Annotated in this window: 23 protein-coding genes and 1 tRNA gene; 13 read left to right on the top strand and 11 right to left on the bottom strand. The window is 33.9% G+C overall.

Translation table 11 applies throughout. From position 1 onward, the window contains the following. Positions 1 to 96: 96 nt before the first annotated feature. A complete protein-coding gene (locus tag SIB75_RS03850) occupies positions 97 to 564 on the top strand; it encodes a hypothetical protein (RefSeq protein ID WP_413684190.1) in 468 nt (155 codons plus the stop codon). A 29-nt stretch (positions 565 to 593) separates the two neighbouring features. On the opposite strand, the gene SIB75_RS03845 is transcribed toward SIB75_RS03850, so the two are convergent. Continuing rightward, entirely contained in the window at positions 594 to 770 is a 177-nt protein-coding gene (locus SIB75_RS03845; protein WP_197049666.1) for a hypothetical protein, read from the bottom strand. Positions 771 to 936: 166 nt separating this feature from the next. Here SIB75_RS03845 and SIB75_RS03840 point away from each other — a divergent pair, with 166 nt between their 5' ends. From SIB75_RS03840 to SIB75_RS03815, 6 genes are all read left to right on the top strand, one after another. Then, positions 937 to 1,236, top strand: coding sequence for a hypothetical protein (locus tag SIB75_RS03840; protein WP_413684189.1), 300 nt, complete (start codon positions 937 to 939; stop codon positions 1,234 to 1,236). Positions 1,237 to 1,878: 642 nt separating this feature from the next. Further along, complete coding sequence (locus SIB75_RS03835; RefSeq protein WP_413684188.1) at positions 1,879 to 2,052, top strand: hypothetical protein; 174 nt, start codon at positions 1,879 to 1,881, stop codon at positions 2,050 to 2,052. A gap of 150 nt (positions 2,053 to 2,202) precedes the next feature. Further along, positions 2,203 to 2,364 (top strand): hypothetical protein, encoded by a 162-nt coding sequence (locus SIB75_RS03830; RefSeq protein WP_413684187.1) that lies wholly within the window; start codon positions 2,203 to 2,205, stop codon positions 2,362 to 2,364. A 202-nt stretch (positions 2,365 to 2,566) separates the two neighbouring features. Continuing rightward, positions 2,567 to 2,842 (top strand): hypothetical protein, encoded by a 276-nt coding sequence (locus SIB75_RS03825; RefSeq protein ID WP_413684185.1) that lies wholly within the window; start codon positions 2,567 to 2,569, stop codon positions 2,840 to 2,842. Positions 2,843 to 3,077: 235 nt separating this feature from the next. Further along, complete coding sequence (locus tag SIB75_RS03820) at positions 3,078 to 3,323, top strand: hypothetical protein (RefSeq protein WP_413684184.1); 246 nt, start codon at positions 3,078 to 3,080, stop codon at positions 3,321 to 3,323. A 107-nt stretch (positions 3,324 to 3,430) separates the two neighbouring features. Next, positions 3,431 to 3,568 (top strand): hypothetical protein, encoded by a 138-nt coding sequence (locus SIB75_RS03815; RefSeq protein WP_413391101.1) that lies wholly within the window; start codon positions 3,431 to 3,433, stop codon positions 3,566 to 3,568. A 445-nt stretch (positions 3,569 to 4,013) separates the two neighbouring features. Here the strand turns inward: SIB75_RS03815 and SIB75_RS03810 are convergent, their stop codons facing one another. The 6 genes from SIB75_RS03810 to SIB75_RS03785 all read right to left on the bottom strand — a co-directional run bounded on the left by SIB75_RS03810 (position 4,014) and on the right by SIB75_RS03785 (position 7,491). Further along, complete coding sequence (locus SIB75_RS03810) at positions 4,014 to 5,558, bottom strand: SulP family inorganic anion transporter (protein WP_413684182.1); 1,545 nt, start codon at positions 5,556 to 5,558, stop codon at positions 4,014 to 4,016. Between the two features lie 80 nt (positions 5,559 to 5,638). Continuing rightward, positions 5,639 to 5,818, bottom strand: coding sequence for a hypothetical protein (locus SIB75_RS03805; RefSeq protein ID WP_413684181.1), 180 nt, complete (start codon positions 5,816 to 5,818; stop codon positions 5,639 to 5,641). Between the two features lie 114 nt (positions 5,819 to 5,932). Next, positions 5,933 to 6,229 (bottom strand): DUF3303 domain-containing protein, encoded by a 297-nt coding sequence (locus SIB75_RS03800; protein ID WP_413684180.1) that lies wholly within the window; start codon positions 6,227 to 6,229, stop codon positions 5,933 to 5,935. Between the two features lie 36 nt (positions 6,230 to 6,265). After that, positions 6,266 to 6,589, bottom strand: a complete 324-nt coding sequence (locus SIB75_RS03795) for a hypothetical protein (protein ID WP_158466806.1) — start codon at positions 6,587 to 6,589, stop codon at positions 6,266 to 6,268. A 443-nt stretch (positions 6,590 to 7,032) separates the two neighbouring features. Next, complete coding sequence (locus SIB75_RS03790) at positions 7,033 to 7,386, bottom strand: hypothetical protein (protein ID WP_413684179.1); 354 nt, start codon at positions 7,384 to 7,386, stop codon at positions 7,033 to 7,035. Positions 7,387 to 7,419: 33 nt separating this feature from the next. Next, positions 7,420 to 7,491: transfer RNA gene (locus tag SIB75_RS03785), tRNA-Lys, on the bottom strand. Between the two features lie 213 nt (positions 7,492 to 7,704). Here SIB75_RS03785 and trmFO point away from each other — a divergent pair. Beyond that, a complete protein-coding gene (gene trmFO / locus SIB75_RS03780) occupies positions 7,705 to 9,108 on the top strand; it encodes an FADH(2)-oxidizing methylenetetrahydrofolate--tRNA-(uracil(54)-C(5))-methyltransferase TrmFO (protein WP_413684178.1) in 1,404 nt (467 codons plus the stop codon). 17 nt (positions 9,109 to 9,125) lie between these two features. Then, entirely contained in the window at positions 9,126 to 10,688 is a 1,563-nt protein-coding gene (gene crtH / locus SIB75_RS03775; protein ID WP_413684177.1) for a carotenoid isomerase, read from the top strand. 22 nt (positions 10,689 to 10,710) lie between these two features. On the opposite strand, the gene SIB75_RS03770 is transcribed toward crtH, so the two are convergent. Then, complete coding sequence (locus SIB75_RS03770) at positions 10,711 to 11,475, bottom strand: response regulator transcription factor (protein WP_413391111.1); 765 nt, start codon at positions 11,473 to 11,475, stop codon at positions 10,711 to 10,713. An 88-nt stretch (positions 11,476 to 11,563) separates the two neighbouring features. On the opposite strand from SIB75_RS03770, the gene SIB75_RS03765 reads away from it, so the two are divergent. After that, positions 11,564 to 11,830, top strand: coding sequence for a DUF6761 family protein (locus tag SIB75_RS03765; protein WP_413684176.1), 267 nt, complete (start codon positions 11,564 to 11,566; stop codon positions 11,828 to 11,830). 23 nt (positions 11,831 to 11,853) lie between these two features. On the opposite strand, the gene grxD is transcribed toward SIB75_RS03765, so the two are convergent. The 3 genes from grxD to SIB75_RS03750 form a co-directional block, all read right to left on the bottom strand. Further along, positions 11,854 to 12,177: a Grx4 family monothiol glutaredoxin gene (gene grxD / locus SIB75_RS03760; protein WP_269606209.1), complete on the bottom strand. Its 324-nt coding sequence runs from the start codon at positions 12,175 to 12,177 to the stop codon at positions 11,854 to 11,856. A 10-nt stretch (positions 12,178 to 12,187) separates the two neighbouring features. Continuing rightward, positions 12,188 to 12,418 (bottom strand): BolA family protein, encoded by a 231-nt coding sequence (locus SIB75_RS03755; RefSeq protein WP_413391113.1) that lies wholly within the window; start codon positions 12,416 to 12,418, stop codon positions 12,188 to 12,190. Between the two features lie 81 nt (positions 12,419 to 12,499). Next, positions 12,500 to 13,180: a lysophospholipid acyltransferase family protein gene (locus SIB75_RS03750; RefSeq protein ID WP_413684175.1), complete on the bottom strand. Its 681-nt coding sequence runs from the start codon at positions 13,178 to 13,180 to the stop codon at positions 12,500 to 12,502. Between the two features lie 138 nt (positions 13,181 to 13,318). On the opposite strand from SIB75_RS03750, the gene SIB75_RS03745 reads away from it, so the two are divergent. From SIB75_RS03745 to SIB75_RS03735, 3 genes are read left to right on the top strand one after another with little or no spacing between them, the layout of a single operon-like run. Continuing rightward, complete coding sequence (locus SIB75_RS03745; protein ID WP_413684174.1) at positions 13,319 to 14,056, top strand: pyridoxine 5'-phosphate synthase; 738 nt, start codon at positions 13,319 to 13,321, stop codon at positions 14,054 to 14,056. Between the two features lie 27 nt (positions 14,057 to 14,083). Continuing rightward, positions 14,084 to 17,377 carry an exodeoxyribonuclease V subunit gamma gene (locus tag SIB75_RS03740; RefSeq protein ID WP_413684173.1) on the top strand — a complete coding sequence of 1,098 codons (3,294 nt, stop codon included), beginning with the start codon at positions 14,084 to 14,086 and terminating at the stop codon, positions 17,375 to 17,377. 12 nt (positions 17,378 to 17,389) lie between these two features. Further along, positions 17,390 to 17,947, top strand: coding sequence for a methyltransferase family protein (locus SIB75_RS03735; protein ID WP_413684172.1), 558 nt, complete (start codon positions 17,390 to 17,392; stop codon positions 17,945 to 17,947). Positions 17,948 to 18,008: the final 61 nt, after the last annotated feature.

Here is an 18,008-nt window from a genome sequence, read left to right as displayed (position 1 = left end):
TTATAATGCTTAATGTTATTTCTAAAAGTTGAAAACAAAGTAATTACATAAGAGTAGCTATTCATGAAAAAACAATACAAGTTTCTCCAAAAACACATGAATGAATTTACCAAGACATACAAAAGCTTAGACGGGAACAAATGGTCTTTAAATTTTCCAGTTTTTCTATTTGATAGAGATTGGTTTAGGCTTAAAAAAGTCAAACTCTATGATTTGGCTAAAGAACTTAAACCAGACAACTCACAAGAAGCCCCTGAATTAATTCAATATCAACAATTACTAAAGGAAGGACACGATCATTTGCTTGCCATTCAAGAATGTTGGAATGAATTTGGAATTGAAGATTTTCATCGATCTCTTAGAAACTCTTCAGAATGGAAGTCAAAAGGGAATAACGGATGGACTTTTAAAAAATATGCAGAACTTCTAATTGGCTATAGAAATATTATTGAAAATAAACAACTAAGTATACCGATTATTATTCTAGCTAGGAACCCAAACGAAGATCATGAACTTGAATGGATAAGCGATGAGTTCATTTCCGAACTAACTATCGCAGATTGAAAAAATTAAAACGACTTTATCTCAGACTTTCAAGCAATAGTTAAATCGTCTGATCTAGTGCCCCACTCAGTATCTTCAAGAAGATCAGAGTAACAGGAAGCATTTACCAAGTTATATTTCTGAAATTTCCAATCTGAATCTTCAAGGTAATCTGAATACTCGAATGTTTTGGCAAGAAGAGAGAATTCCTTACTAAAAGGGCACATAAATCTTATGTATTTTTTCAATCATTCACACTACTAAAGCTAAAAGCAACTAAAAATTATAATTCCCAAATATTTAGATAGAAGAATTAAGTCCCAAAACAAGAAAGGACTTCAACATAATATCTGTTATAGGATATTTAATTAAGAAAAACCTTTTAAACAAAGAATGGGGTACATCAAAATGAAAAAAGATGGGGAGTTTGATTTCGGCAAGCTTCCCAAAGGTGTTTATTTCTTTTCAGGTCAAGAGGGATTTGTAAAAGTTGAGGTAGATAAAGAAGGGCATCAAACTTGGGACCTACAAAATTGGTTTGCCTCTTTAGACCCAGACACAAATGAGGATCAACATCAAAGAATAATTCAAGACATCAAAAAAAGGCTCAATGCAGATTCCGGAATGATTAGCCCACCCAAAAAGTTGGCAAAAAGAATTTTTATTAATCCTTTTAAGAAATTAGTTAAATAAAAAACTTATTTAAAAAAAACAACCACTTGATTTGTTGCTAATCCAATTAAAAGATACCTTAAAAAGGTACACCATGCATATAAATAAACACATTCATAATCTGACTTACAAAGTTCCTCTCCTTTTATCTTTAACAAAAGATTAAATCGATAATTCGAATTATTTTTTAAAATCATCACAATACATACAACTAATGATAAAAATATGTTGTTGTTAACCAACAACATAAAGGCAATAAGAAAAGAAATGTTTGATATCAAGTCAAAAAAAGGAATAAATGTAGCCGGGATAACAAGCAAATTAGATAAAATATAAACAACTCTGCTTTGATTAATACAAGAAAACATCCTGGAATAATAATATAAATATTTATATCTCTAGCAAACAATGAAAAGAATGGCAATTTTTAAATCAAAATTTAATAAAAATAATAAACTTATAGAGATAAAAGTAAAAAAGGAACCAGCAAGGATAGGATGGCAGTATCAGATGAATATTTATATATTTTTTTTTCAACTTTCAACTTAGGTTTTCTAAGAAGTTTATGATTAAAAAATTAGACTAAAAAAAATGAAAATATTTCTTATTCTTTCTATATTTATATTAGCCTTTATATTCATTGGCAAAAAAGTTTTCTATTCAGTGAAAAGAAATCTATTCAAAGATCAAGCCTCATGGACTGATAAAAATATCATAATTAAATATCGCAACTCTAAAGGAATAAAAGATTCAAAGGTAATTGATAACTATTTAAAAGTAATTGCTGACGAATCAAAAGTCTATTTAGATGAACAGTCAAAGGAAAAGGAAGAATGAAACTGGTACCAAAAACTACCAGATAATAAATAAAGATAATTTATTCATAACTTCAATTATAATATAATTAATCATTTAATAAAAATGTACTATCAATTATTTTCCCTCAATAATATATATTTCCTATTAATAAAAACTACTATACTTAATATGACAATAAATAATCCTATTTTTATCTTAGCATTAATAACAGTAATTTGGTTCCTTCCAGGAATTGTCGTTAGAAGGTTTAATGAATTAAAGCAGCTCAAGAAAAAGGAAAAAACTCAAGCTGATGCAATTAAAAAGCTATATCCAAATCCTAAAGATTGATTGCTTTCAAATTGATAAATATATTTGATTGAATAAACCTTTCTCAAATTTATCATTAAAAATAAAATCAAAATCTTAGTTTCTATTTTAAATATGATTAACTATTACTTCAACTACAAAATAAGTCACCAAATAAATATCTTTTAGTATTAGGAGTATTATTTTAGATACAATGAGATAGTCTTAAAAAAAAAAGCTGTCGATGATGATAAAGAAACTTGGACAATATGGAGGCTATTTGCTAAGTGGAATATTGATAGCTTGGCTAATAAATCCAATAGCAGCCCTTGCATTTCTTCAGATTTTTTTAAAAATGACATTATTAATATTTTTTCCTATTGGCGGGGCTTATGTCCTAGATAAAATTATCCTTTTAAAACACCAAAAGGCATGGAATATAATTCTACCCATATGGATAATAGTCAGCATCTATTTTAGTTATAGGCTAATTGAATTTATAGAAAGAATTATTAATTAAATATTTCAGGCTTTTAATTAAAATATTTATATAATAAAAAGTTTTAATAATTATTCTTGTCTAAAGGGCAAGGAAAATTGCTTTTACATTAATTACTCAATGTAAAAGCATAAGAAGCAATACCTCTTCCTATGTTTTTTAAAACCTAAGCATTTCTAGAAGTTAAAATATCTAGCCTTTTCGAAAAAAATAATGCTTTATGGATAATGATTAATACAGTTGAAATTTGAACAACATGGTGCTCCCTTTTATTACTGCAATATTCTTTCCTGATTATGGTTACCAAGGTATTCCATGGGACTTGTATTTACTGCATTTCTTCTTCTTTGCGATTGTCATTCCATTTCATGTAATTATTTTTGCTGCACGTAGTGCGCAGAAGGTGAAACCTAACGGTGTAAAGGACTGGCTAAAGTGGGAAACCAATGCAACTAAAGACGACTTAGCTTTACGATTTCCAAACAATTTCCCTACGGCCTGACCCCCTCGCGAAGGCCTTTTAAAAATGTCTGAATTTATCAAGGTGCTACAACTTCATTAAATTTGGGCAATTTTAGGTTTATATATATAACCTGCATACAAAAAAAAATGCTTCATTTGCCATTCTTAACCTTTGCTTTGGGAGGGGGAAGCCTCTCAGCAACAATCGTCGGTGTTGTATCTCTTGTTCTTTTTGGACTAGTTGGTGTAATTGCTGGACCAAATCTTTCTAAATTTGATTCTTAAGCTTAGGAAGACAAGCTGTAGTGAAATCTACTTGCTAAATTTCCTAAATAAAAAAAATTTTTAGATTTTCAAAAATCTATCTATAAGAATCCGACTATTTAAATTAAATTTAAATCCATCAGGTGTGAGCTTGATGGATTTTTCATTTTTTATCTTATTTCAAGTTAAACCATCAATAAAATTTAAAAAATACACGGCTACAGACACAACCACTATCAATAAAAAATAAGGTTTACTGCAAACATCAATACAAGAAGATCTATAAGTAAAACTTATAGCTTCTATCATCATGAAAAATGAGGCATGATTAGTTGTAGCTCTGGCTTATACATTTATATGTATAAAATTTACAAAGTTTAAACAAATGGAAATGAATCCTTATAAGCCTTTGATACAAGCTCTTAAAAAAATCTGCAAAAATTTCAAGTAGAAGTTTTAAGTGTTTTTAATGCGCAGATTTAAATTCTCCGCCCCTTCCTCCAGCTTCTGATGCTTGTCCTATTCGAGAAAATAAATTCAAGCTTTCATCATTTAGATTAATCACTTCAACCTCAGATCCACCTAATTTGATTCTTCTAATTACTTGATCAAGAACAGTTACACCACTTTGATCCCAAATATGAGCTTCGGCCATGTCTATAGTAATTTTTTTAGGATGTTCGTGTAGTTCAAATCCTTGCCTAAAGTAAATACTACTAACAAAGAATAATTGACCTTTAACTTTATAAATTCTATGGTCTGCACCATTTAAAGAAGACTCAACCTTAATAACTTTTGCTACCTTTCTACTAAATAATATTGCTGCAAGTCCAACGCCTGCAAGCAAACCCAAAGCCAGATTATGTGTAATAACAGTTACGAATACAGTTAAGATCATAACTGAACTATCACTTCTAGGGATACGGCGTATATCTTTTATTGAGGTCCAATTAGCAGTATTTATTGCAATCATTATCATTACACCAACCAATGTTGCCATTGGTATTTGATTCACCCAATCTTTAGCAGCAAGAATCATTGCTATCAAACAAACTCCTGAACTTAATGTTGAAAGCCGAGTTCTTCCGCCATAGCCAACATTCATAACCGATTGTCCAACCAAAGCGCATCCAGCCATACCTCCAAAAAGAGAACTAATAATATTTCCAATACCTTGGCCACGGGCCTCAACGTTTTTATTTGTACTTTTATCAGTCATATCATCAAGAATATCTTGAGTGAGAAATGTCTCCATAAGACCTACTAAAGATATTGCCAAAGCAGTTGGCAGTATCAAACCAAGAGTTTCAAAATTAAACGGAACTTTTGGGAACCCAAAACCAGGAAGACCATTTGGAAGAATTCCTAAATTCGATACAGTTGGTACATCTAATTTAAATCCAATAGAAATTGCAGTACAAATAAAAATGGCAACCAATGCTGAAGGCAAAATCTTGGTAACTTTTGGCAGCAAATAAATAATCAACAACGTAAGTATGGTCAAGCCCCAAACTGCAGGTACTTGTGTTGCGGTAACTACTTTCGCAGAATGCGCTAAGTCAATCCCCAAATGAGGCAATTGAGCAAGGAAGATCAATATAGCCAAACCATTAACGAAGCCATCCATAACAGGTTGAGGTACAAATCTCATCTGGTGAGCAAGTCTTAGGTAACCCCAAGCGATTTGAAGGACTCCCGTAAGTAATCCAGCAGCTAAAAGATATTGAAGACCAAGACCAGGGCTAATATTTTCACCTTGCTGAACAATACCAGTCATCAAAAGAGCAGTTGAACCAGTTACCGAAGTAATCATGGCCATTCTGCCCCCAAATATTGCGAGGGTTACAGAAAGCAAAAAAGCACCAAACAATCCAACTCTTGGATCAACTCCTGCAATTCCAGAAAAAGCAATGGCCTCTGGAATCATTGCGAATGCAACCACAAGACCGGCAAGAACATCTCGAGAGGGCGAGACAATTCTCTCCTTTGCTAATAAATTGTTCAATTTCAAAACTACGCTTCTACCATCCTGCCTTATTAGATAAGAGAATTCATATTAGTAAGAAGATCTTCTTACTAATATGAATAAAATCAATCAGATTCCTCTTTCCTTTCAATAAAAGAATCCATCAATTTTTTGTATTCATTCTCTCTTGAGCTTTTTGCAAAGCCAACAATAAAAGCGATCGACGAAACTACTATTAAGGCTAGTATTGTAGGACTGAGACCCATTTCACTAGCAGTCAAAGCAAAGCAAAAATTAGATATCATTAAATTCAAAGCTGATTTTAAAAGAATAAGTTGAACAACACTATCTTGAAGGTTTTTTAGACAGAAATTTATTTTTTATATAAATTAAATTTAAGAAATAGAGGAAAGTTATATCTATTTTTCTTTTATTAAACTAACAAACTCTTCAGTAGTTAAAGCAGGTTTATACTCCCAACTCATTCCATATTTATCTCTCCATGATCCAAAAACCTTAAATAAAACTGATGCACTTGAAGCTCTACAAATGATCACTCCTGTTCCATCTTGCGGGGTATGAGCCCATGCGATTCTCTCATATCCATCAATAAGATCCTTAGATTTTCCACTTTCAACATATTCTACAAATGCTTCGGATGAATAATTTTGATCCTCAGATGAATCGAATTTCCAAGTAACTATATAAAGCTGCATTTTTTATTTTGATAGGACTTTTATTGTATCTGAGAATTATTTTTTATTCCTAAAACCAGGCTCAAATTGCCTTCGTGCAGCCTGCGTTCTTAGGATTAACTGCCTTCCAGAACTAGATAGTGTAAACCTTAACGCTTTGCCAGACTTAAACATCGCCTCTCCGATTGCCTTTGTTCTAGATAATTCAATTTGGTATGCACGACTAACCGCTCTCTCAGCATCAACATTTGCTAACTTTGCCTGTTGAGCTAAACGTTTGGTTTTTGACTTAGGGATTACTGAGAGTTCGCTTTCAGGTTCTGCCCACCTCCATAGCCAATTAGAATTGGATTTTGTAATTGAAGAAGATTTCTTAACCATACCCCCATTTCCATAAGACAAGAGGCTTTTGGCACCTCACAAAGACCCTAACCGCTTCAGGTAAAAAAAAAGTATTGAGAATGCAAAAAAAAAATGAAAGTTAAAATAAAGTGCTTCAGAATGCAAAAACTAAAAAGAGAATTATTTTAAAACGAGTGATTTTTCATACTGCTAATAATTAGAAGAATTAATAAAATATAAAAAATAAAGCTATTAGAAATTTAAGAAGTTAAATATATAAATAAAATTGTTAGCTTTTTTACTGGTTAAAACTTAAAAGGTAGTTCCATTACAGCCCAAAGATACAACGATAGATTTAGCGCAATAGCAGCGCCTACTGTCAATTTTTTCATACTCAAGTAAATGACTACTTTTTTAATTCAGCAATAAAATTTCTTTTGAGAAAGTATTTATACTCTCATCAACACATTGATCCTTAATCTTTATTGGTTTTCAGGAAGGAAAAGAAGACCTGACCTGCAATTATCAAGAATTTCTTTGATTTTAGTTAATTTTGAATCAATTATTTGGTCAGCCTTAACAGATATCCAAATAGGTTTTATAAGTTCATTATTTGGACCAAGTCTTACCCTAGCTCCAAACCAATTTGCATGCGAAGGTATTGAGGCTCGGCATTTTGTCTCATTAATAGTTAAATCTATCTTCCTCTCGATAAGCCAATCATCAATGAAAACTAAATTAGTAAAACTATTTAATCCAGCATTTACTGATGTAAAACTGAAAATCAAGAAAGTCCCAAAAAAATAATTCTTCAAAAATTTAGAAGTGGTCGTCACTTCAAGTTATCTAAAAATAGTCTTAAACAATAATGGGTCGCCTGAGATTCGAACTCAGGACCAGCCGGTTAAAAGCCGGATGCTCTACCACTGAGCTAGCGACCCTTAATACATCAATAGTAATGGTCCAATATGAAAAATATCACGTTGTCGAAGCATTAATGGCCTTAATGTTCCTTTTTGAGGACTAAAAAACAATTTTAAGAAAAATTTTTCCCTTCCTCATTGATTTTTAAGATACTTTTGAAGTCTTAATAAATAGTTGAGGGACACGAGAATATTATTTAATTAAGCTTTAAAAAGGAAAAACATGACAATTTGACTGAAGATCCATCAGTAACGGTTATAGGCGCTGGTCTCGCAGGCTCAGAAGCAGCATGGCAAATAGCAAGTGCTGGAGTCAAAGTAACTCTCTTTGAAATGCGACCAAAGAAGAAATCTCCAGCTCACCACTCACCCGAATTTGCAGAACTAGTTTGCAGCAATAGTTTTGGAGCGCTTAATAGTGATAGAGCAGCAGGTCTTTTACAAGAAGAATTGAGAAATTTAAGATCTATTGTCATCGCAAAAGCAGATCAACACAGTGTTCCGGCAGGAGGAGCACTTGCAGTAGATAGGAGTCAATTCAGCCTATCAATCACAAATGAACTTTCATCTCATCCCCTAATAAGAATCATTAGAGATGAATGTCCTTGCCTCCCAAATGCTCAACAAATTACAATTCTGGCAACAGGTCCTTTAACAAGCGAATCGCTAGCTGAAGACATCAAGAAATTCACAGGCGAAAGTGAATGTCATTTTTTTGACGCAGCTAGTCCAATAATTACTGGGGAAAGCATTGAATTTTCAACGGCGTTTCGGGCAAGTAGATACGACAAAGGCGATGCTGATTACGTTAATTGCCCGATGAATGAAGAGTCATATTTAAAATTTCACTCTGCATTAATAAAAGCTGAACAAGCTGAATTAAAGGATTTTGAAAAAGAATCAGCTCTTTTTTTTGAAGGGTGCCTTCCAATAGAAGAACTTGCGAAAAGAGGTCTAGATACTATGCGTTTTGGCCCATTAAAGCCAATAGGCCTCTGGGATTCAAGATGGGGAGATGTAAATGACAAAAACCTCCGAAGGATTAAAAGAGCTCATGCTGTCGTTCAATTAAGACAAGAAGATAAAGCAGGTCAACTATGGAATCTCGTTGGTTTTCAAACAAATTTAAAATGGGGCGAGCAAAAACGAGTATTCAGAATGATTCCTGGCTTGTCGAACGCAGAATTTATTCGTTTGGGAGTAATGCATAGAAATACTTTTCTTGAATCACCAAAGCTATTAGAGCCAACACTTCAGTTCATAAATAGAAAAACTTTATTCGCTGCTGGACAGCTCACTGGTACAGAGGGGTATGCTGCTGCTGTAGCAGGAGGCTGGTTGGCTGGAACTAATGCAGCATTGTTGGCAAAGGGATTAAATACGATTACTTTGCCATCGTCTACCATGATTGGGGCATTGACAAACTTTGTCAGTAATAGTCAAGCAAGCTTACGAGTTCAAAATAAAAAACACTTTCAACCTATGCCAGCCAATTTCGGATTACTGCCTGAACTCGAGAATAGAGTTCACAACAAACGTGAAAGATACAAAAAATATAGAGATAGAGCTTTGAATCAAATAAAAAAGTTAAGAAAAACATTATTAGTTAAAAGTCCTAATCAACCGTACATTTAAAGAATTTTTATTAGATCATGACTCAATTAACAAATAAAACTAAAGCATCTTGCCACTGGGATTCGATAGTTATTGGTTCCGGTCTTGGTGGATTAGTTACTGCGAGTCAACTAGCAAGCAAGGGTGCAAAAGTTCTTGTGCTGGAACAGTACAAAATTCCTGGTGGAAGTGGTGGTTCCTTTAAAAGAAAAGGATTTACGTTTGATGTTGGAGCATCAATGATTTTCGGCTTTGGTAAAAAGGGGTACACCAATTTACTAACAAGAGCTCTCAATGATGTTGGACAAGAATGTGAAACGGTACCTGACCCAACACAATTGGCATATCATCTTCCTAATCATTTAGAAATTACAGTTGATAGAGATTATAAAAAATTCATTAGTAAGCTAATTGATTTATTTCCCCATGAAGAGAAAGGAATAAATCATTTCTACGAAACATGTTGGGATGTATTTAATTGTCTGAATTCGATGCCTTTACTTTCAATAGAGGACCCAGGATATCTAATGAAAGTTTTTTTTAAATCACCCTTATCATGCTTAGGGCTTGCTAGATGGTTACCAGTTAATGCCGGAGATGTTGCTAGGCAACATCTTAAAGATCCCGCACTTTTAAAATTTATAGATATTGAATGTTTTTGCTGGTCAGTCATGCCCGCTGACTTAACCCCTATGATAAATGCAGGAATGGTTTTTTCTGATAGACATTATGGGGGTATTAACTATCCAAAAGGAGGTGTTGGTATTATTGCAGAAAAGTTAGTGAAAGGAATTGAAAATTTCAAAGGAGAAATTAGATATAGAGCCAAAGTTAAAAAAATAATTCTTGAGAACGGAAAGGCAATAGGTGTTTTATTAGATAATGATGAAAAAATTTTCGGTAAAACAATAGTCTCTAATGCCACAAGATGGGATACATTTGGTGGCCAAGGAATCAATGACCCACTTGTTGAGCCAGGCAAAACTCCAACAGCCGAGACAAAATGGAATAATCGATACATCCCTTCTCCTTCATTTTTATCTCTTCATTTGGGAGTAAGTAAAGACTCAATTCCTTCGAATACACATTGCCATCACTTGCTGCTCGATAGATGGGAAGAAATGGAACATGAACAAGGAGTTACTTTTCTATCAATTCCAACTCTATTAGATCCATCATTAGCACCTTCAGACAGCCATATAGTTCATGCCTTTACTCCTTCTTCAATGGATTGTTGGGAGGGACTAAGCAACAAAGAATATCTTGACAAGAAAAAAGAAGATGGAGATAAACTTATATCTAAGTTAGAAAAATTATTTCCAAACCTTAGTCAAAATATTTTACACAAGGAAATAGGTAGTCCAAGAACACATAAAAGGTTTCTTGCTAGAAACAAAGGCAGTTATGGGCCGATACCTTCAATGAGATTACCTGGTCTTCTTCCTATGCCATTTAACACTACAAAGATAAAAGGACTCTATTGTGTTGGTGATTCTTCTTTCCCCGGTCAAGGATTAAATGCAGTGGCATTTAGCGGCTATGCCTGTGCTCACAAAATTGGAGCAAAGCTTGGAATGAACAAATGGGAACTACCTGAATAAATTATCAAAGATCTTCAAAAAGCTATGAAGGCAAATTATCAAGACTAAACCTATAACCTTGCTGACGAACAGTTGTAATTCCTCCTCCATCACCAAGGCCTGCTTGTTCAAGTTTTCTTCTAAGGGTCAAAACCTGCGTATCAACCGAACGAGGGCCACCACTAAATGGAGGCCAAGCCATTCTAAGCAGCTCATGGCGGCTTCTTACCATTCCAGGTGGCATCAAAAGGGCACACAACAAAGCAAATTCCCTTGGACTCAATTCGACAGGTTTTTCTCGCAAGGTGACCTGCCTGAGTAGAAGGTGAACCTCGAGTGGACCAACCGCTACACGTTCCTGTAAACCAATTCTTCCTCTTTTAAGTAAAGTCCGGCATCTAGCAGCTAATTCCTCTAGGCCAAAAGGTTTCCTTAAAACATCATCAGCCCCATCATCTAAAAGTCCTACTACGGGTTCAACTCCTGTTCTTGCTGTTAGAACAATCACTGAACAGCCCAACTGTTGTGCTAGTCGAAGCGCTGAACTTTTTTCCAATATCTCAGCACTAACTAATAAATCTGGTGATTGATCTCGACAAAGATCAACTGCCTCCTCAGCAGAACCTACTGCTGCGGCAAGCTGTCCATCTTGCCGGAGCCTCTGTACCAAAACAGTTCTGAGAGTTGGATGTGGTTCTACAACAAGCACCTTTGAAGGTGATTGAGTGGTTGCTTGAATAGGAGAAGAACCTGAGGAGGATCCTTGAATTTGCTCAGTAGCAAGCTGATCTGCAGGTATTGATGTCACAAGTCGGAAATGTAGACCCTTAGACTGGAAAAGATATTAAAGCAAACTGTTCGCTGACTATCAAGAATAGTCTGTGTCTTAGCAAACCATGACATCTTTTGATTCTCCAGAAGCAATAAAACACTTCCAATCAATTTGTGATGCCTGTCAGGAGCTAACAAGTCGATATCACAGCCCTTCTGAGCTTAGGATCTATGCAGACGGATACTTGCATTCACTCAGGAATTGCAAGAGATTAAGCTCTAGGGATCAAGAGAAGCTAGAAGCATTAATTGATAGATGGATAATGGATCCTTCCAGCTTTATTGGTCCTGATGGAGATATTAATAACCTCTTTTTTCAAAAAGAAGCCTAGGTATGAATTACAAAAGTAACAACTTATGAAGCCAGTGCGATTTCTAATTTTTCTTTCAATTCCCCAGAGTTATACATGCTTATCAAAATATCGGAGCCTCCAATAAATTCACCCTTCACATAAACTTGGGGTATTGTTGGCCAATTTGAAAATTCCTTGATCCCTTCTCGAATTTCCATATCTGAAAGGACATCAAAAGTATCAAAGCTCATTCCCAATGAATTAAGAATTTGAACAACATTATTGGAAAAACCACATTGTGGCATCAACTTATTACCCTTCATGAAAACAAATATTGGTTTTGAATTAATTAGGAGTTCAATTTTTGAACGAGTTGTAGAATCCATTTCTAAAAAGTTATTGAGGAGTTGAGGTTTTCAAGGCCAAAGCATGAATTGTTTCTGTTTTCAATTCATTTTTTAACGCACCATAAACAAGTTGATGTTGTTGTACAAGAGATAGGCCAGAGAATTCTTCAGATACAACATTGACTTCAAGATGATCACCACCGCCCATATCTTTTACATCAATTTGAGCATCGGGAAGAGATTGCTTAATTAAAAGAGTAACTTCTTTGGCTGTAATCATTTTCAAATTAAGGAATTAAAGTGAATTTGGAGAAAATAAATTCAATTAAGAGTACTAAAGATTAAACCAAGTAAAATCATATTATCTTCTACCAACGGCTAACAAAGCCGATTGTTCAGCACTTCTCATACTTTTTGAAAGTTCAATATTAAACTCATTTGTAGATTGCTTAAAATCCCTCGAAATAATTATTGGTTTTGAGAAACAAATTGATGCCGATCCAGAAAACTTCGGGACACTATCGCTGTAGGCCAAACCGACTGGAACAATTTTAATTTCCAATCCTTTGTTAGAGGCTAGTTGAGCCAAGCGAATCAAGCCTTTTTTCAGTTTTACACGCTCGCCAAGTCGATTTATCTTTCCTTCTGGGAAAACAACTAATTGCTGACTTGAAATCAACAAATCAACTGCATATCTAAGAGTAGTTAAAGAAGGTCTTCCTTGATCAATTGGGAAACAACCCAACCTGTTTAAGAACCAACCTTGTAACCCTCTCATTTCTGAACGGGTAACCATGTATCTACAATCTCTATTTGTAATCCTTCTGCCAGCAGCCATAGTCAACATCAAAGCATCCCATCTGGATCTATGAGTGGGAGCAAGTACAACAGAACCACTTAAAGGTAAATTTTCTTCACCAATCACTATTCTTCTTCGAAAAAAATTGTTCAACGCAAAATCTTGCGTAGCAAACATAGCTAATCGACTCCAGAAAGGATCAACCCCGAGGCATATTTTTTTTTCTCTATGAAGAAGGGGCAAAAAATCCCTCTTTAACAAACCATGTAATGAAGTTAACTCCGAAAGCTTTATTATTAATGGTCAGATTGGGCAGTTACTTCAGCGGCTAAACCTTATTTTGCTTTTGATGAATACAATCAAAGTATATTTTAAATACCTATGGCAAGTCTTGGCGTAAACATTGATCACATAGCAAATGTCCGAGAAGCTCGTAAGACATTTGAACCTGACCCGGTAAAAATGGTTCTTTTAGCGGAATTAGGTGGTGCTGACGGTATAACAGTTCATCTAAGAGAAGATAGAAGGCATATTCAAGATAGAGATCTAAATCTTCTAAAAGAGACTGTGCATACTCGACTAAATCTGGAAATGGCAGCAACTGAAGAAATGACATCAATAGCACTTAATCTCAAGCCAGATATGGTTACATTAGTTCCTGAAAAAAGGGAAGAAGTCACGACAGAAGGGGGACTTGATGTCATTAAACACAAAAACAAATTAAAGGAAATAATCCAGCGACTATCAGATGAGGATATTCCAGTTAGTCTTTTTGTTGATCCAGTCCAGGCTCAATTAGAAAATTGTGCTGAAGTAAAGGCCGCCTGGATTGAACTGCACACAGGTAAATATGCAATCACAAAAAACAAGGCAAGAAGTTTGGAATTATCCATTCTTAAAGAAAGTACAACCAAAGCAAAATCCTATGGTTTGAGAGTAAACGCAGGGCATGGATTGACCTATCAAAACGTTGAACCGATTGCGGACATTGAAGGGATTGAAGAATTAAATATTGGCCATACAATTATTTCTAGAGCCCTTTCAGTAGGTCTATCTCAAGCAGTAAAAGAAATGAAAAGCCTAATTATCAATCCAAGAAAAGACAACTTCTTACTTTAAAAATATTTTTAAATCGCATTTTGACTCTTGTTAACAATTTATCGAAGTAATAAAGCTGAATGGTTGGCAGAGATACTTGGACAGGAACTCCGATTAAACCCTCCTGAAATAACAGAAGAAGTTAATATTATCGTAAGTACATGGCCTTCAAGCAGATGGCTAAGTGAAAAACTTTCAATAATTAATAATATCAATGCATTAGTTAAATACCCTTTCCCTGGTACATATTTAAAAAGATTAGTCAAGAGAATTATTGGTATTGACCCTGATGAAAAAGATCCATGGGAAAAGAATCAACTTGTTTGGAATATTTTAGAATTATTACCAGAATTAATGAAAGAGGAAGAAGCTCAAGTAATTCGTTCCTGGCTAAAAATAAGCGATAAAGAAGATACACAAATTAATCTGAATTTATGGGATCTAGCAAACAATATTGCAGAGACATTTGACGATTACATACTTTATAGACCTGAAATTATCAAGCAATGGTTAAGCAAGAAAAAGAAGAAAAAATCTAGAGAAATTAGTGTTAATAAAAATATCCTTTGGCAAGAAATATTATTTAATTTATTATATAAAAAGATAAACAAAGATCCGTTTTGCATCCAAGTCGAAAAAGCTATTAAACGTTTAAAGAAAGATGATATTTCTAAACTAGATTATCCAAAAAATCTATACGTCTATGGACTTAGTAGTCTTGCACCATTGCAAATAGATTTAATTCAAGCATTATCAAAGGTAATAAATATAAAAATTTATATAATTTCCCCTTGCAATGATCTTTGGCAAAGATGTGAAGCAAGAAGACTGCAATTTAGAAACACATGGAATACTCCTCCCGACAGGCAATGGTTACTAGAATCTCCAAGACTTGAAGCCTTCCTTGGACGGATGGGGGCTGAATATCAACAGTTACTAGAAGGGAGTGGTGAATATCAATTGGGAGATAGAAACGAAGAAGATATTTTTTCTCTTACAGCAGATATCGCCACTAATAAAGGGAACAAACCAAATTTATTAGAACAACTACAACAAGAATTGTTATCCACAAAAAGTGAAAATATTTTAACTAAAGAAAAATCTGACAAATCACTCCTTTTCCTTAAATCTCCAGGAAAGTATCGACAAGTGGAATTGATAAGGGACCATATATTACAGCTCTTCAGCGATGACAGGGAAATTCAACCTAGAGACATTTTAATAATGACACCACAAGTTGATAGCTATGCGCCAATAATTACCTCAGTTTTCAATAATATAGATAAAAATACTACTCAGTTACCCTGGGTAATCACAGATAAAAGTCAAGAAGATAAAGTAGGTTTAATACATTTTGTGTTAAATCTGTTTGAGATTTCCGCATCTCGTCTAACCGCATCAATTTTTGAAAACTTATTAATTAATCCAGCATTACGAACGCAACAGAATATAAGTATTGACGAGGCAAGTGACATAATCAAAAGCCTTCAATCCTCTGGCTTTACTTGGGGACTTGATTCCTCAGAAAGATTTGGGGAAGAAACTCATAGCCTATGTTGGTGTCTAGAAAGGTTTCTACTTGGTCTTGTTTTACCAGATAATCCAATTAATGGAATAAGCCATATCTCCCCTTATTCCGAGAATATTTCAACTGCAGAGTTTATAAAAGCTTGGGGTATACTTTCAAAACTTTGCAATTATATCGATGCGATTCGCAGTAAACGTTCATGTAAAGAATGGATAAAACTTATAACATCGCTAGTAAAGGATTTATTTGGAGATGGTGGAGAATGGGCATGGGAAGAGCAACAACTACTAACTGTTGTTAATAATTGGGGTCTCATAACAGATAATTGCGAACTAGAAATTGATTGTCTAGTAGTTAAAGATATTATCACCAAAGCATTAGGTACTACAAATGGCAAATTTGGTCATAGAACAGGGAAAATTACGATCAGTGCCTTAGAACCAATGAGAGCAATCCCTCATAAAATCATCATCATCATGGGACTAGAAAGTAGAACTTTTCCAAGAATAGAGAATAGAAGAAGTTTTAATCTCCTAGAAAGAAAAAGAGAGCTTGGAGATCCAAATCAATATGATAAAGACCGCTATTCATTGTTAGAAGCTTTAATCTCAACTCGTCAAAATCTTTTGGTTTCTTGGAATTCAAAAGATGAAAAGACAGGAGAAGATCTTGAACCTCCAAGCCCTATTCAACAATGGCTGAATTACTTAAAAATAAAATTAGGAGACAATACCTTTAAAGATATTCTCATTGAGCCACCAGCAAATCCTCTTGATCATTTCAACTTTATAAAAACAGAAAATTCACAAATCATGAGTTGTGATAGGAAGAATCTAGAAGCTAGAGAATGGCTTGAAAAAGCAATCCCGACTAAAAATATCTCACTAGCGTTACCGCTAAAGAGGAAAGAAATAAACTTAAGCGAATTAAAATCTTATTCCTTCGAGGAAACCAAAGAATGGTTACTCAATCCACAAATAACATGGTTAAAAGAACATGAAATTCAATCAAGAGAATTTGTCAATCTTATTGAAGACAATGATTTTCTGGAGCTTTCAGAATTAGAAAGATATAAACTTCTAAAACATCGACTTCAAAGTATTGATCTCTTAAATATTAACGATATAAAAAATAACTCAAACTACTGGGAAGAGAACTATTCTGGCAAAGGTGTTTTCCCTCCCAAAGGCTCTGGATTAATAGAGAAGGATCTTCTTCAGGAGCGGTGGAATAATTTAATATCCGCAATTTGCGCTACCGGGCAAATCACGAAAAGGAGTATTGAGATGCAAGAGTTAGAGGGTGAATTTTTCTTTGGAGGGAAGAATTTAATACAGATTGAAGTTGGAAGTTTAAAATATAAAACTCTTATGAATGGATGGCTAAATCATTTATATTTATCTGCAAATAGTTCATTTAATGATAAAACACTGATAATTTCTAAAAAAACAGATTATAGAAAAAAAATTCAATTCGAAGTAAGCAAGGAGATATTACCAATCAATACGAAAGAAGCGACAAAAATTTTAAGTCAAATTCATCAATTAGCAACCGCAGGAAGAAATAATTGTTGGCCCATACCACCAGAAAGTGGTCTGGATTATGCCCTTGCTACAAAAGACAATAATAAGAATGAGCAAGATTTATTTCAAAAAAAATGGGAAGGTGATTTATATAGGCAAGGAGAAAGAGAGTCACTAGCGATGGAACTTTGTTTTGGCAAAAAATGCAAAGCCTCTACTTTTTTAGACTTTGAATTATTTAATGATGTGTTAATGAGTCTCTATGAACCAATCCTCAAAAACACCAACTAACTAGCAACTAAAATGAAGCTTAAAACAAATCTCTTTAAGGATATTATAGATCTCTTATCAAAATGGGGATTTAGCAAGCAGGGGCTATTTAATAATTCAAAAGGAGAGTGGTATTTATTTTCTCAAATAGTACTAATTGTCCTACATTTTATACCTCCCTACCCAGAAATAAAGCAAATCCCATTTTCAATAAATACTTTTTGTATAATTATTGGATTAGGAATTTCAATCTTAGGTCTATTCATTGTCATTAAAGCATTCATAGATTTAGGAGAAAATCTAACACCGCTACCTTATCCAATGAATGAAGCGAGTCTGATAAAAAATAATTCATATCAAAATGTTCGGCACCCACTTTATAAGGGATTATTATATATTTCATTAGGAATATGTATTTTTTCATTGAGTCTAATACATCTATTTCTACTCATATCATTGGCTTACATTTTAAGAATAAAAGCCTTGAAGGAAGAAGAAAGGTTAAAAATTAAATTTTCTGAATACAAAAAATATATCAAAGAAGTACCAGCTATTATAAAAAAAATGAAATATTTAGACTGGAGATCCTAAATGTTAATTATAAGCAATTTAAAACATCAATATCAAGGAATAATTGAAATCGAAAGTGTTA

The organism is Prochlorococcus sp. MIT 1011 (assembly GCF_047305235.1).
Classification (GTDB): domain Bacteria; phylum Cyanobacteriota; class Cyanobacteriia; order PCC-6307; family Cyanobiaceae; genus Prochlorococcus_B.
The sequence above is the reverse complement of the archived record's forward strand: the minus strand, read 5'-3'. Positions and strand labels throughout refer to the sequence as shown.